Here is a 13,109-nt window from a genome sequence, read left to right as displayed (position 1 = left end):
GCGATGGCTTCGGACTAACTCCAGTCGTCCATGTCGTGCTTGATGCTGTGGCGGTTCGCAATGAGCTCGTCGACGCTCGGCTCGTTGTTCATCGCGCGCTGGATAGCCAGTTTGGTGGCTTCGTAGTTCGTGCGGTACATGTCCTTCTTGTCGAGGTTCGCGTCCGTTGCGCAACGCGGGTCGATCCACACCAGACTGATGATGCACAGGTCGTTGGCCTGGTCCTTAGGCAAGATGCCTTCGATCAGGCAATCGACCACGGCATCCGCCGTCGCGGACTGCACCACACCGCCGAACAGGTCGATGTTCGCCATGTCCTTCAGCGTCACTTTCGGCACGATCATGGTCGCGGGGCGGACCATCTGATTGCACGCGCGAATGGCGAACATGGCCGTGTGTCCCTTCGACTGCGCCATCATGTTCGCAAAGGCGTGACCCACGGGACCGTCCACCCGGCCAATCAATATTTCCGGCATCGCATCGGTGGTTTGTCCGGGAGCGGCAAGCACGGTGGCCTCGCCGGCGCGGAAGGTCAGATCCGGATTCATGAAGACTTCTCCTTTCAGGACGGAGTAAAGATTCGGTCGATCAAGGGGCCACCCTCATGCAAGTACGGTGCCATTGCGCCCGGACAAGGCGCGGCGCTGTGTTCGGTCTGTCCGCAGGGACACACTGTCCGCGCGGCGTGACAGATTGACTGAGATTCAGCCGATCGCGCTGATCGATGCTCGTCCCGCATGACCCATGCTAGAGTGCTTCAAGTGGTCGGACCAGTGAGACATGCCATGCATCCATCCCATCCGGAAGACGCGTCGCAGATCGCGGACGTCGTGGCGGAACGTATCGAAAGCCTGATCGTCGATGGCGTCCTGAAGCCGGGTCAGGCGCTGCCGTCCGAACGGCGGCTGACGGTGAAGCTTGGCGCGTCGCGCTCAGCGGTGCGCGAAGGGCTGAAAGTGCTGCGCACGCGGGGCATCATCGAGACCTCGCACGGACGCGGCTCGTTCGTCGCCGCGCTCACGACGCAGCCCGCGCTCACGCCGATGATGCATCTGCTCGGCTCGCAGCCCCGCACGCTCTACGACATCTTCGAGGTGCGCGCGATGCTCGAAGCCGAATCGGCCCGACTCGCCGCATTGCGCGGCACCCAGGCGGATTTCGCGCTCATCACGCGCCGTTACGAAGAGATGCTTGCCGCCAACGAGAGCGAGATCGGCGAGTCGAAGCGCGCCCAGCTCGACTACAACTTTCACCTCGCCATTTGCGAGGCTTCGCACAATCCCGTGCTGGTCCACACGCTCAGCTCCCTGACCGACCTGCTGTTGAGCTCGGTCTTCGCGTCGGTCAACAACCTCTATCACCGCGCGGCCGAGAAGCGGGTCATCGACAAGCAGCACGCCCGCCTCTACAAGACCGTGCTCGGCAAGCAGCCCGAACTCGCGCGCAAGGCCGCGAGCACGCATATCGATACCACCACGGCCTGCCTGCGCGAGATCGAGGCGGAGGAACAGCGCCTCGTGCGGGCGACGCTGCGGCTGAAAGGCTGGCAGTAGCCCGGCAGCACGCGCGCCGCATTGCCGTGCGGAAATTCGCTCAGCCGCGTCCTGATTGAACACGGCGATCCAGCCCCTCTGGCACGCCAACAATAACTGGTCGGACCACTGGTCCGGTGTCTCGACAGCCTCGTGCGGTCGCGGAACAATGCGCGTCAGCCACTCAGTTGCGGCGCAAGTCCGCACACGTCGCACACGCACCAGGAGACACGCGATGACGCCACAATCTACCCCCACCTTCGAAAACGCCACGTACGCCAGAGTGACCTGGCGTCTGCTGCCGTTCCTCTTCATCTGCTATGTCGCCGCCTATCTGGATCGCGTCAATGTCGGCTTTGCGAAGCTGCAGATGCTCAACGACCTGAAGTTCAGCGAATCGGTCTATGGACTCGGCGCGGGCATTTTCTTCATCGGCTATTTCGTGTTCGAGGTGCCGAGCAATGTGCTTCTGCATCGCGTCGGCGCGCGCGTGTGGATCAGCCGCATCATGATCACCTGGGCGCTGGTATCGGCGGCCTCGCTGTTCGTCAGGACGCCAACCATGTTCTACACGCTGCGCTTCCTGCTGGGCGTCGCCGAGGCCGGCTTCTTTCCCGGCATCGTCTTGTATCTGACGTACTGGTATCCCTCCACGCGACGCGGCCGCATGAACGCGCTCTTCATGATGGGCATTCCGGTCGCCGGCGTGCTCGGCGGCCCGCTGTCCGGCTGGATCATGGCGGCGTTCAACGGCGTCCACGGGCTCGCCAACTGGCAATGGCTCTTCCTGCTCGAAGCCATTCCTTCGTTGCTGCTCGGCGTGCTGACCCTGTTCATGCTGCCCAACGGGATCCGCGCGGCCTCGTGGCTCGACGAGCATCAAAAGCTGCTTCTCGAAGACAACATCTCGCGCGACACCCCCGAACACGCCGATCACTCGCTGAAAAGCGTGCTGACCAACGGCCGCGTGTGGCATCTGGCGGCGATCTACTTCTGCTGCATGATGGGCCTGTACGGCGTGAGCTTCTACCTGCCGACGCTCATCAAGGCCGCCGGCGTCAAGGATGCCTTCGATGTCGGCCTGCTCACCGCCATTCCCTACGCGGTCGCGATCGTCGTGATGACGCTCGTGGCCCGCAGTTCGGACCGTCGCAACGAACGGCGCCGGCATCTTGCCGTCGCTGCACTCGCCGCCGCCGTGGGCTTCTATGCGAGCACGCTGCACACCGGCAACCTGATGCTCGCGATGCTCACGCTTTCGCTCGGCACGGCCGGTGTGCTCTCGATGATGCCGGTCTTCTGGACCTATCCGAGCAGCGTGCTGACGGGCACCGCTGCCGCAGCCGGTATCGCGATGATCAATTCCATCGGCAATCTGGCCGGTTTCGTCAGCCCGTCGATCATCGGCTGGATGAAGGACGTCACGCACAGCACGAACGCCGGCCTTGCCGTGGTTGCCGCGGCGCTGTTGCTGGGCGCGCTGTTGACGCTCACGCAGCGTGCAACGGCCGGTTCCCCTGCCGCCGCCCCCGGCCCGAAAGAGGCTTGAGACCGCCATGTCCGATACGGCCCAGACCTCCGTCCCGTTCGCGCACGCCGGCAAGAGTTTGCTGGCTTCGCTCGGCGAGATCGTCGGCGCGCGCAACGTGCTCACCGGCGATGCGCAAACCCGCCGCTACCGCACCGGCTATCGCTTCGGCGCCGGTCGCGTGCTGGCCGTGGTGCGCCCCGGCACGCTGCTGGAACAATGGCACGCTCTCGCCGCATGCTGCGCGGCGCGCGCCATCGTCATCACGCAGGCGTCGAATACCGGGCTGACCGGCGGCTCGACGCCCGACGGCGACGGCTATGACCGCGACATCGTGATCGTCAGCACGACGCGCATCCGGCGCGTGCATCTGCTCAAGGGCGGCAGCCAGGTGGTGTGCATCGGCGGCACGACGCTCGATCAGCTCGAAACCACGCTCAAGCCGCTCGGACGCGAACCGCATTCGGTAATCGGCTCATCGTGCATCGGGGCGTCGGTGCTGGGCGGCATCAGCAATAACTCGGGCGGCTCGCTCGTGCATCGCGGACCGGCCTACACGGAAATGGCGCTGTTCGCCGTCGTCGATGCCTCGGGCCTGCCGCGCCTCGTCAATCACCTCGGCATCGAACTCGGCGGCGCGCCGGAAGAGATCCTGGCGCGTATCGAGAGCGGTGCGTTCAGCGACGCCGATGTCCACGCAGGCGCCGCGGCCTCGGATCACGACTATGCGACGCACGTCCGCGACGTCGATGCGCCCACGCCCGCGCGCTTCAACGCTGACCCGCGACGGCTGTTCGAAGCGTCGGGTTCGGCGGGCAAGGTGATGACCTTCGCGGTGCGGCTTGACACCTTCGCGGCCGAACGCGGCGCGCAGGTCTTCTACATCGGCACCGACGATACCGCCGTGCTGACCCGCCTGCGGCGGCACGTGCTGGCGAATTTCAAACATCTGCCGGTGGCAGGCGAATATCTGCACCGCGATGCGTTCGATGTCGCGCGCCGCTACGGCAAGGATCTGTTCGTCATCATCGACCGGTTCGGCACGGGCCGTCTGCCGCTGTTCTTCAATCTCAAGACGCGCGCGGATGCCTGGTTCGAGCGCTTCGGCTTCATGCCGAAGCACCTGACGGACCGTCTGCTCCAATGGTTCAGCGAGCGTCTGCCGGAGCATCTGCCCGCGCGTCTGCTGGACTTTCGCGAGCGTTATGCGCATCACCTGATGCTGAAGGTTCCGGCGGCCGGCGTCGCGGAGGCGCGCGCGTATCTGGAGCAGCACTTCGCGAGCGACGAGCGTACCGGCGCGTACTTCGAATGTACCGACGACGAAGGCCGCCGCGCCTTCCTGCATCGCTTCGCGGCGGCGAGTGCGGCGGTGCGCTATCGCGCGGTGCATCATCGGGAGGTGGAGGATATCGTTGCGCTCGACATCGCCCTGCGCCGCGACGATCGCGCGTGGTTCGAACAGTTGCCGCGGCCGATCGAGCAGCCGATCCTGCGGAAGCTGTATTACGGACATTTCCTGTGTCACGTGTTCCATCAGGACTATATCGTCGCGAAGGGCCACGACTGCATGGCGCTCGAACACGAGATGCTCGCCTTGCTCGATGAACGCGGCGCCGAATATCCGGCCGAGCACAATGTCGGGCATCTGTACGAAGCGAAGCCGCAGCTCGCCGAGTTTTATCGCAAGCTCGATCCGTGCAACTGCCTGAATCCGGGCATCGGCAAGACTTCGAAGTTCGCGGCATATCGGGAGTAAAGGTCGCGGACTTGCTTTGAGAACGGGGCGCAAATCCGCTATCCTGACGCGGACCCTCTTCACTTCGTTTCGCTCGATGCTCACTCTCAGTCCGCGCGACCGCGCGATGCTCAACGGCGATTTCGGCGCAGGCGTGGCGCTCGCAATGCGCATCGTCGCCGCGACGGCTCGCGTCATGGACGCCCGCGCGTTGATCGACATCACGTCGGCGCACATCGACGGCTGTCTCTATCACGGCGCGGCCAGTCTCGACTTCGTGGAACGCTTCGTCGCGAGCGGCGCGAAAGTGTCCGTGCCGACTACGCTCAACGTCGGCTCGCTCGATCTGATTCATCCCGAACTGTTTCGCGGCGACGCCGAACTCGCCCGCGCGGGCACGCGGCTGATGCAGGCGCATGTCGAACTCGGCTGCGAGGCGAGCTTCACGTGCGCGCCGTATCAACTGCGGCATCGGCCGAAACTCGGCGATCAGATTGCCTGGGCCGAATCCAATGCCATCGTGTTCGCCAATTCGGTGCTCGGCGCGCGCACGAGCCGCTATGGCGACTTCCTCGATCTCGCCGCCGCCATCACCGGCCGCGTGCCACATGCGGGACTGCATGTGACGGAGAATCGCGCGGCGCGCGTCGTGATCGAGGCGCCGGACGTGAGCGCATCGCCGCATCGCGACGCGCACTTCGCCGCGCTCGGCTTCGTGCTCGGCGGCGAAGTGGGTGCGACGGTCGCCGCGATCACCGGCCTTCCCGCCGACACCACCGAAGACGAACTGAAGGCGCTCGGCGCAGCGGCGGCATCGAGCGGTTCGGTGGCGCTGTTCCATGCGGTCGGCATCACGCCGGAAGCCGCGACGCTCGACGCCGCACTGCAAGGCCGCGCGCCCGAGCGCACGCTGCGTGTGAGCGCGGCGGATCTCGCGGCGGTGCGCGCACGCTGGAGCCGCGCACGGCCCGGCGATGCGCTGGCCGCCGTGAGTCTCGGTACGCCGCACTTTTCCGTCGAAGAATTCCGTACGCTCGCCGCATTGTTCGACCGTCACGAAGGCAAGCCGCGCAGCGATTTCTACGTCAATACGAGCCGTTTCGTGCTGTGGCAACTCGAGCAGGACGGCATCGCGCAGACGCTCGGCGAGCGCGGCGTGCAGATCGTCGTGGATACCTGCACGTACATCACGCCGGTCATGAAGCAGGTGACGGGGCTCGTGATGACCAATTCCGGCAAATGGGCGCACTACGCGCCCGCGAACATCGGCGTGACGGTGGCGTTCGGCAGCATGAGCGAATGCGTGCGCTCGGCCTTCGAAGGACAGGTGTGGTTCGATGAAAGCATTTGAAGCAATCGCCCTGGTTCCGGGCCACGCGCGCGCGGCAAGCATTGCGTTGCCGCCGCTGAGTTTCTGGGGCGGCTATGACGCGGCGCGCGGCGTGATCGTCGATGCCACGCACGCAGGTCACGGCACGAGCCTCGCGGCGCGCATCCTCGTGATGCCGCGTGCACGCGGGTCGAGTTCGAGCAGCAGCGTGCTGGCGGAAGCCGTGCGCAACGGCACCGGACCGGTCGGCATCGTGCTGACCGAGCGCGACCTGATCCTGTCGATCGGCGCCATCGTCGCGAACGAGCTCTATGCGAAGCACGTCCCCGTCGTGATGGTCGATGAAGCCGCGTTCGCGCAGATCGCGGCAGCGCCCGATCACATGGAGATCGACATCGACGCCCGCGACGCCGCACTGCCCGCGCGCGTCCGCCTCATCGCGCCATGATGGTTTCGACCACCGCGATGATCTGCTGCGCGGCCGTCTTCACGTGCTGTTCGAGCAGCTTCGCGCCGAGCTTGGCATCGCGCTTCCGGCATGCTTCGACGAGATTCATGTGTTCGTCGTGCGACTGCTCGCGGATCGGCACCTGCACGACCTGAAAACGAAAATAGCGGTCGCTGCGGTCGTGCAGCCCGCGCAGCATCTGCAAGGTGATGTCGCGCCCGGCGGGCAGATAGAGCGTCTCGTGCAGACGCCAGTTCAACTGGCCCCACATGCCCGATTCGGCCTGATCCATCTCGTTCACGAGCTTTTCGGCCCGCGCGATCTCGGCGTCGCTGATATGCGGAATGGCCTGAGAAAACAGCCACGGCTCCAGCCTCAGCCGGATCTCGAACGTCTCCTGCACTTCCCCGATCGACAACTCCGCCACATACGCGCCCTTGTGCGGAACCTTGGTCAGCAAGCCTTCGCCGACCAACCGCGTGATGGCCTCGCGCACCGGCACGCGGCTCACGCCGAGTTCGTCGGCGAGCGCTTCCTGACGCAGCACTTCGCCGGGCGCGAGATCGCCGGACAGGATGCGCTGCCGCAGCGCCGTGGTGACGAGTTCGACCGTCGTCGTGCGCACGATCCTGCGCGTGGTGTCGCCGGAATCGGGCACTTCGGCGCGGCGGCGGAGTGGAGTCACGGCTGAAGACATGTGTTTCCGCTATGCGATGTCGATTAAAGGTGGCATTTTGGCACGCGGCCTCAGCGCAAGGTCTCCCGCACCCACACGCCCTGCTTCATCACGCCCGCGATGCGCTCGCCCTGCCCCGTCAGCACGCGAATGTCCTTCAACGGATCGCCGTCCACGACCAGCAAGTCCGCGAACGCACCCGCCGCCACGACGCCCAGCTTGCCCTTCATGTTGACGATCTCCGCGCCGATGGCCGTCGCCTGGCGAATCGCCTCGAACGCGCCAACGATCTCCGCGCGAATCGACAGCTCATCGCTCTGGAACTGATGCATGTCGCCGAGCAGGTCCGAGCCGAGGCCCATCTTCACGCCACGCTTGTGCAGCATCGCGACGGCTTCGAGACCACGCTTGCGCACCGACTCGTTCTTCGCGAGCGTATCCTCGCCGAGACCCATTTGCGCGCCGACGCGGGCCATCGCGTCATACGTGACGAGCGTGGGCACGGCATAGGCGCCGTGTTCGAGCATGGCGTCGGCGGCTTCCTCGTCGATCAGATTGCCGTGCTCGATGGTCCGCACACCGAGCCGCACGACCCGCGCAATCGCCTTGGGCGTATAGGCATGCGCCATCACATAGGTCTGATGCGACTCCGCTTCCTCGACGGCGGCCTTCACTTCATCGACGGAGAATTGCAGGTTGCCGATCGGATCGGTGGGCGACGCCACGCCGCCCGACGCCATGATCTTGATGTGATTCGCGCCCGCGCGCATTTCTTCGCGCACGGCCTTGCGCATTTCATCGACGCCGTCCACCACGCGCCCGATCGCCCCCATGTTGCGATTGCAGCCGCACGGATCGGGGTCCGAGTTGTCGAAGCGTTCGCGGAAGTCGCCGTGTCCGCCGGTCTGCGAGAGCGCCTTGCCCGCGACGAACAGGCGCGGCCCCGCGATCACGCCTTCCTCCACGGCGCGCGACAGTGCATAGTCCGCGCCGCCCGCATCGCGCACGGTGGTAAAGCCGCGGTTCAGCATGCCGGCGAGAATCGGTACCGCGCGCAGCACGGCGAAGGTGTTCGGCAGACGGCTGTTGTTGCCGAGATGCGCGACCGACGCGATCACATGCACATGGCAATCGATCATGCCGGGCATCACCGTCTTGCCGCCGACATCGATCACTTCCGCGCCGCCCGCGTCCACCGGCTCGCGTGTGACTTCACGAATCGTGCCGCCGTCGATGACGATGGAATAGCGGCCGTCGTCGCGTTCGTGATCGGCGTCGAGCACGCGGGCATTCTTCAGGATCAGCATGAATCTCTCCGGTTACTTGAGCAGGAAGCCGTGCGCGAGCGGATCGCGGTCATCGACGAAAATCGTGTTGTGGCCCGTCACGCGCGCCCAGCCTTCGATGGCCGGCACGATGGCGTCGTATTCGCCGACGCGCGCCGCTTGCATCGGCACGCCTTCGAACAGCGTGCCGATGATGCTCTCGTGCACGAAGCGTTCGCCGATCTTCAACTGGCCCTTCGCGACCCGCTGCGCCATGCGCGCCGACGTGCCGGTGCCGCACGGCGAACGGTCGATGGCCTTGTCGCCGTAGAACACCGCGTTGCGCGCGCTGGCGCCGGTCACGGTGGGCTCGCCGGTCCACATCACGTGACTGAGGCCGTTGATTGCTTCGTTTTCAGGATGCACGAAGCGGTACTTCTCGTTGGCGCGCTGCCGCAGCACCGGGCTCAAACGCTGGATATCCGAAGGCTTCAGCGTGTGCAAGCCTTCGTAGTGACGCTGCGGTTCGACGATTGCGTAGAAGTTGCCGCCGTAGGCCACGTCGAAGCAAATCTCGCCGAGACCGTCCACGTCCACCGAAAGATCCTGCGAATGCAGGAAGGACGGCACATTGACGAGCTGCACCGAATCCACATGCTCGCCGTTCATCCGATAACGCGCGATGACCACGCCGGCGGGCGTGTCGAGCCGCAGCACGCCCGGTTCGCGCGGCCGCACGAGTCCGTTCTCGATTGCCGTCGTGACCGTGCCGATGGTGCCGTGTCCGCACATCGGCAGGCAGCCGCTCACCTCGATAAAGAGAATCGCGAGATCGCAATCGGGGCGCGTCGGCGGATAGAGAATGCTGCCGGACATCACTTCGTGGCCGCGCGGCTCGAACATCAGCGCGGTGCGGATCCAGTCGAACTCACGCAGGAAATGCGCGCGCCGTTCGATCATGCTCGCGCCTTCGAGCGGCGGCGCGCCGCCCGCGACCACGCGCACCGGATTGCCGCAAGTGTGTCCGTCGATGCAGAAGAACGTGGACTTCATTGCTCGAGCGCCCGCACGCTGGCGATCGCCTTCTCCACGATCTCGATGGTCCGCTGGCGTTCCTCGCCTTCCAGCATCAGGCGTGGCGCCTTCACGTATTCCGGATAGCCGGCTGTAATGTTCTCCGCGAGCTTGATGTACTGCACGAGCTTGACGTGCGTATCGAGATGGAACAGGTCGATCAGCGCGCGGTACAGCGCGCGCGCCTTGTCGTACTCGCCGTTGACGGCGTGATTCAGCAGCGCGACGGATTCCTTCGGCATCGCGTTCGCCATGCCCGACACCCAGCCGGTGACGCCGAGCGCGACCGATTCCACGATCAGGTCATCCACGCCGCAGAACACGACGAACCGATCACCGAAGCGCGCATAGAGATCGGTCACGCGGGTCGTGTCGTAGGTCTCTTCCTTGATCGCGACGACGTTCGCTTCGTCGGCGAGCTGGGCGAGCAGGTCCGGACGCATGTCGACGCCATAGCCGCGCGGATTGTTGTAGATCATCAGGCCGAGGCGCGTCGAACGCGCGATCGAGCGGTAATACTCCACGGTCTCGCGATCGTCCGAGCGATACGTCAGGCCGGGAAACACCATGAGGCCCTGCACGCCGATCGCTTCCGCATCCTTCGCGAACTGCATGGCGTTCGCCGTGTTCAGTTCCGCGAGGCCCGAGATGACCGGCACGCGCCCTTTCACCGTCTCGACCGCGATCTTCAGCACCGTGCGCTTTTCGTCCGGCGTGAGCTGGGCGTTCTCGCCGACCATGCCCATCATCACCACCCCGCCGACACCGCTCTCGATCAGCCGGTTCAGCCCGCTGACGATAGCCTCCTGATCCAGCGAACCGTCCTGCTTCAGCTTGGTCGTGACAGCGGGGAAGACACCTTTCCAGTTCACTTGCATGTTTGCTCCTCCAGTGGATGTGAATGCTCAGAAGCGGGCAATCGAATAAGGCGCGAGCGGCACGCGCGGCGTGCGGCCCGCCAGGACGTCGGCGACGAGCGCGGCGGTGGTCGCCGACTGCGTCAGCCCGAGATGGCCGTGGCCAAATGCGTAGACGACCGAAGGCACGCGCGGCGACGTGCCGATCACCGGCAGCGAATCAGGCGTCGCGGGACGATGACCCATCCATCGCGCCGCGCCGGTATCGTCGATGCCCGGCAGGAAACGCTTGCCGAGCGTGAGCAGCGCGTCGCTGCGACGGTAGTTCGGCGGCGCGTCGAGGCCCGCGAACTCCGCCGCGCCGCCGATGCGCATGCCGACGTCGAGCGGCGTCGCGACGAACTTGCGTTCCGCGAAGATCACCTCGCGATTCAGCGCAATGCCGTGCCGGGGCAGCGTAGCGTTGTAGCCGCGCTCGCTTTCCAGCAGCACCCGGTCGCCGATGGAGCGCGCCAGCGCCGCCGACCACGCGCCCGCCGCCACGACGATGCGGCGTCCGCTCACGCGGGTGCCGTCATCGAGCGCGACACTGCCAGGCGCCTCGATCGCGCGCGCCACGCCGGTCACGAACCGCGCGCCGAGCGCTCGCACGCGTTCGCGCAGCAGCGTGACGATGCGGCGCGGATCGCCGATGTGCGACCAGTCGTCGAGGAACACGCCGTGTCTGAAGACCGGCGCGAGCGCCGGCTCGCATTCGCGCACCTGCTGCGCGTTCAGCGCATGCCAGCGCACGCCCAGTTCACGTTTGAAGGCCCATTCGTCCTGATCGGCATTGAAGGCTTCATCGGTTTCATAGACGGTCAGCGCGCCACGGCGATAGTGCATGCCCGTGGCGCCGATGTCGTCGAACAGCGGCAGGATGTCGTCGTAGACGCGGTTGTTCAGCAGCGCGAGCGCATGCGACACGGCCTGATACCGCTCCGGCTCGGCGACGCGCCGGAACGCCATGAACCACGGCAGCGCCTTCGGCAGATGCTTCCAGTCCACGGCCAGCGGCCCGAGCGGGTCCATCAGCCACTTCAGCGCCTTCGAGACCATGCCATGAACGGCGATCGGCGTGCTCTCGCTCACCGCGATGCCGCCCGCGTTGCCGTGCGACGCGCGGTCGCCTTCGAAATCGCGCTCCACGAGCGTCACGCGGGCGCCGTCGCGCAGGGCCGCCCACGCGCACGCAAGGCCAATCACACCGGCGCCGACTACCACGACATCATTTGTTTCTTCGTTCATTGCAAGGGAGCGTGCGCCGTTTCGCGGATGGTCATGACGGTGAGCGTGGAAAGGAGCGCGGCCAGCATCACGAAGTACGCGGGCGACAGCGGCGAACCGGTGGCCTTGATGAGCGCAATCGAGATCATCGGGGCAAAGCCGCCGAATACCGCGTTGGCGATGCCGTAGCCGATCGACATCCAGGTCGTGCGGATCTTCGTCGGGAACAGTTCGGAGAGCACGGCCGGCCCGACACCCGAGAAGATGCCGATGATCACGCCGCCCACCACCTGCACCGCGCCGACGACAGCCGCCGACTTGTAGGCGAGCATCAGATGGAAGATCGGATAGGGCAGCACGAGGAACGCCACGCAGCCGATCGCGTAGATGGGCTTGCGTCCGAAGCGGTCGGACGCCGCGCCCCAGAACGGGATCGACGCCGTCATGACGATCAGACCCGCCGTGTTCAGCCAGAGCGCCGTCGAAGCATTCATGCCGACGTACTTCGTCGTGAACGACGGCAGATAGTTGAGCAGCACGTACAGCGAAACCGTCCAGACGATCACGAGGCCGCACGCCTGCAAGCCGAGCAGCGCGGGGGCGCGGGCCGGGGCCTTGGGCGCGTCGTCGCTGGCGCTTTGATAGACAGGCGTCTCCTCGCTGCGCTTGCGGATGATCCAGCCGATCGGCCCGATCACGATCGCCCCGATGATGAACGGCACGCGCCAGCCCCAGTCGAGCAGGGCCTGCGGCGAGAGCAGCGTGGTCACCAGCGCGGCCGCGCCGGAGCCGAGCAGCATGCCGCCGAGCGTGCTGCATTGCTGGAAGCTGCCGTAGAGACCGCGCTTCTTCGGCGGCGCCCATTCCACCAGGAACGCCACCGCATTGCCCAGTTCGCCGCCGACGGAAATGCCCTGCAGCATGCGCGCCGCCACGAGCAGGACCGGCGCCATGATGCCGATGGACGCGTAGGTGGGCAGCAAGGCCATGAACAGCGTGGCGGCGGCCATCAGCGGCATGACGAAGGTCAGCGTCCACTTGCGGCCCTTTTTGTCGCCGAGCCAGCCGAAGATGATCGCGCCGAGCGGCCGCGCGGCAAAGCCCAGGCCGAACGCGCCGAAGGTGCCGAGCATGGCGGCGAAGTCGTCGCCGGTGGGGAACATCACTTTCGCGATCACGGTAGCGAGAAACGCGTAGGTTCCGAAGTCGAACCATTCGAGGATATTGCCGACCACCGCCGCCGTCACTGCGCGGCTGGTCTGCGTGGACATGCGTGGACTTTCGCTTGCGGCGTAAGGGCTTGCAACGGCTTGGGCTCGATCGGTCATGACAGCTCCGGAGAGGATGCAGCATCTGGACAAGGCGATTCGGTTCCGGGCGATTGTGCGCCGATCT

At 65.7% G+C, this 13,109-nt stretch carries 12 protein-coding genes; 5 read left to right on the top strand and 7 right to left on the bottom strand.

From position 1 onward, the window contains the following. Positions 1-14: 14 nt before the first annotated feature. A complete protein-coding gene (gene fae, locus QCE62_RS21735) occupies positions 15-548 on the bottom strand; it encodes a formaldehyde-activating enzyme (RefSeq protein ID WP_309923088.1) in 534 nt (177 codons plus the stop codon). 237 nt (positions 549-785) lie between these two features. Here fae and glcC point away from each other — a divergent pair, with 237 nt between their 5' ends. The 5 genes from glcC to QCE62_RS21710 all read left to right on the top strand — a co-directional run bounded on the left by glcC (position 786) and on the right by QCE62_RS21710 (position 6,576). Next, complete coding sequence (gene glcC, locus QCE62_RS21730; RefSeq protein WP_309818218.1) at positions 786-1,553, top strand: transcriptional regulator GlcC; 768 nt, start codon at positions 786-788, stop codon at positions 1,551-1,553. Positions 1,554-1,767: 214 nt separating this feature from the next. Continuing rightward, positions 1,768-3,081 (top strand): MFS transporter, encoded by a 1,314-nt coding sequence (locus QCE62_RS21725; RefSeq protein ID WP_309923086.1) that lies wholly within the window; start codon positions 1,768-1,770, stop codon positions 3,079-3,081. Between the two features lie 7 nt (positions 3,082-3,088). After that, a complete protein-coding gene (dld, locus tag QCE62_RS21720) occupies positions 3,089-4,819 on the top strand; it encodes a D-lactate dehydrogenase (RefSeq protein ID WP_309923084.1) in 1,731 nt (576 codons plus the stop codon). 76 nt (positions 4,820-4,895) lie between these two features. Next, positions 4,896-6,149: an aconitase X catalytic domain-containing protein gene (locus QCE62_RS21715; RefSeq protein ID WP_309923082.1), complete on the top strand. Its 1,254-nt coding sequence runs from the start codon at positions 4,896-4,898 to the stop codon at positions 6,147-6,149. Further along, positions 6,136-6,576: an aconitase X swivel domain-containing protein gene (locus tag QCE62_RS21710; RefSeq protein WP_309923081.1), complete on the top strand. Its 441-nt coding sequence runs from the start codon at positions 6,136-6,138 to the stop codon at positions 6,574-6,576. Before QCE62_RS21715 ends, QCE62_RS21710 begins: the two co-directional genes overlap by 14 nt. On the opposite strand, the gene QCE62_RS21705 is transcribed toward QCE62_RS21710, so the two are convergent. Genes QCE62_RS21705 through QCE62_RS21680 form a run of 6 tightly spaced genes read right to left on the bottom strand, consistent with a single transcriptional unit; the run spans position 6,563 to position 12,985 of the window. After that, positions 6,563-7,273, bottom strand: coding sequence for a GntR family transcriptional regulator (locus QCE62_RS21705; RefSeq protein ID WP_309923080.1), 711 nt, complete (start codon positions 7,271-7,273; stop codon positions 6,563-6,565). The two genes, QCE62_RS21710 and QCE62_RS21705, sit on opposite strands and share 14 nt — an antisense overlap. 50 nt (positions 7,274-7,323) lie before the next feature. Next, positions 7,324-8,559 carry an amidohydrolase family protein gene (locus QCE62_RS21700; RefSeq protein WP_309923078.1) on the bottom strand — a complete coding sequence of 412 codons (1,236 nt, stop codon included), beginning with the start codon at positions 8,557-8,559 and terminating at the stop codon, positions 7,324-7,326. A gap of 12 nt (positions 8,560-8,571) precedes the next feature. Then, a complete protein-coding gene (locus QCE62_RS21695; RefSeq protein WP_309923076.1) occupies positions 8,572-9,570 on the bottom strand; it encodes a 4-hydroxyproline epimerase in 999 nt (332 codons plus the stop codon). Further along, positions 9,567-10,469, bottom strand: coding sequence for a dihydrodipicolinate synthase family protein (locus QCE62_RS21690; RefSeq protein WP_309818210.1), 903 nt, complete (start codon positions 10,467-10,469; stop codon positions 9,567-9,569). Before QCE62_RS21690 ends, QCE62_RS21695 begins: the two co-directional genes overlap by 4 nt. A gap of 27 nt (positions 10,470-10,496) precedes the next feature. Then, on the bottom strand, positions 10,497-11,735 hold the full coding sequence (locus QCE62_RS21685; RefSeq protein WP_309923074.1) for an FAD-dependent oxidoreductase: 1,239 nt from the start codon (positions 11,733-11,735) through the stop codon (positions 10,497-10,499). Further along, a complete protein-coding gene (locus tag QCE62_RS21680; protein ID WP_309923072.1) occupies positions 11,732-12,985 on the bottom strand; it encodes an MFS transporter in 1,254 nt (417 codons plus the stop codon). The genes QCE62_RS21685 and QCE62_RS21680 overlap by 4 nt, the downstream gene beginning before the upstream one ends. Positions 12,986-13,109 lie beyond the last annotated feature (124 nt).

Source organism: Caballeronia sp. LZ033, assembly GCF_031451265.1.
Classification (GTDB): Bacteria; Pseudomonadota; Gammaproteobacteria; order Burkholderiales; family Burkholderiaceae; genus Caballeronia.
The sequence above is the reverse complement of the archived record's forward strand: the minus strand, read 5'-3'. Positions and strand labels throughout refer to the sequence as shown.

Excerpts from the sequence above, each read along its gene's own strand:
- fae (WP_309923088.1), bottom strand. The coding sequence starts at position 548 with ATGAATCCGGATCTGACCTTCCGCGCCGGCGAGGCCACCGTGCTTGCC.
- glcC (WP_309818218.1), top strand. The coding sequence starts at position 786 with ATGCATCCATCCCATCCGGAAGACGCGTCGCAGATCGCGGACGTCGTG.
- QCE62_RS21725 (WP_309923086.1), top strand. The coding sequence starts at position 1,768 with ATGACGCCACAATCTACCCCCACCTTCGAAAACGCCACGTACGCCAGA.
- dld (WP_309923084.1), top strand. The coding sequence starts at position 3,089 with ATGTCCGATACGGCCCAGACCTCCGTCCCGTTCGCGCACGCCGGCAAG.
- QCE62_RS21715 (WP_309923082.1), top strand. The coding sequence starts at position 4,896 with ATGCTCACTCTCAGTCCGCGCGACCGCGCGATGCTCAACGGCGATTTC.
- QCE62_RS21710 (WP_309923081.1), top strand. The coding sequence starts at position 6,136 with ATGAAAGCATTTGAAGCAATCGCCCTGGTTCCGGGCCACGCGCGCGCG.
- QCE62_RS21705 (WP_309923080.1), bottom strand. The coding sequence starts at position 7,273 with ATGTCTTCAGCCGTGACTCCACTCCGCCGCCGCGCCGAAGTGCCCGAT.
- QCE62_RS21700 (WP_309923078.1), bottom strand. The coding sequence starts at position 8,559 with ATGCTGATCCTGAAGAATGCCCGCGTGCTCGACGCCGATCACGAACGC.
- QCE62_RS21695 (WP_309923076.1), bottom strand. The coding sequence starts at position 9,570 with ATGAAGTCCACGTTCTTCTGCATCGACGGACACACTTGCGGCAATCCG.
- QCE62_RS21690 (WP_309818210.1), bottom strand. The coding sequence starts at position 10,469 with ATGCAAGTGAACTGGAAAGGTGTCTTCCCCGCTGTCACGACCAAGCTG.
- QCE62_RS21685 (WP_309923074.1), bottom strand. The coding sequence starts at position 11,735 with ATGAACGAAGAAACAAATGATGTCGTGGTAGTCGGCGCCGGTGTGATT.
- QCE62_RS21680 (WP_309923072.1), bottom strand. The coding sequence starts at position 12,985 with ATGTCCACGCAGACCAGCCGCGCAGTGACGGCGGCGGTGGTCGGCAAT.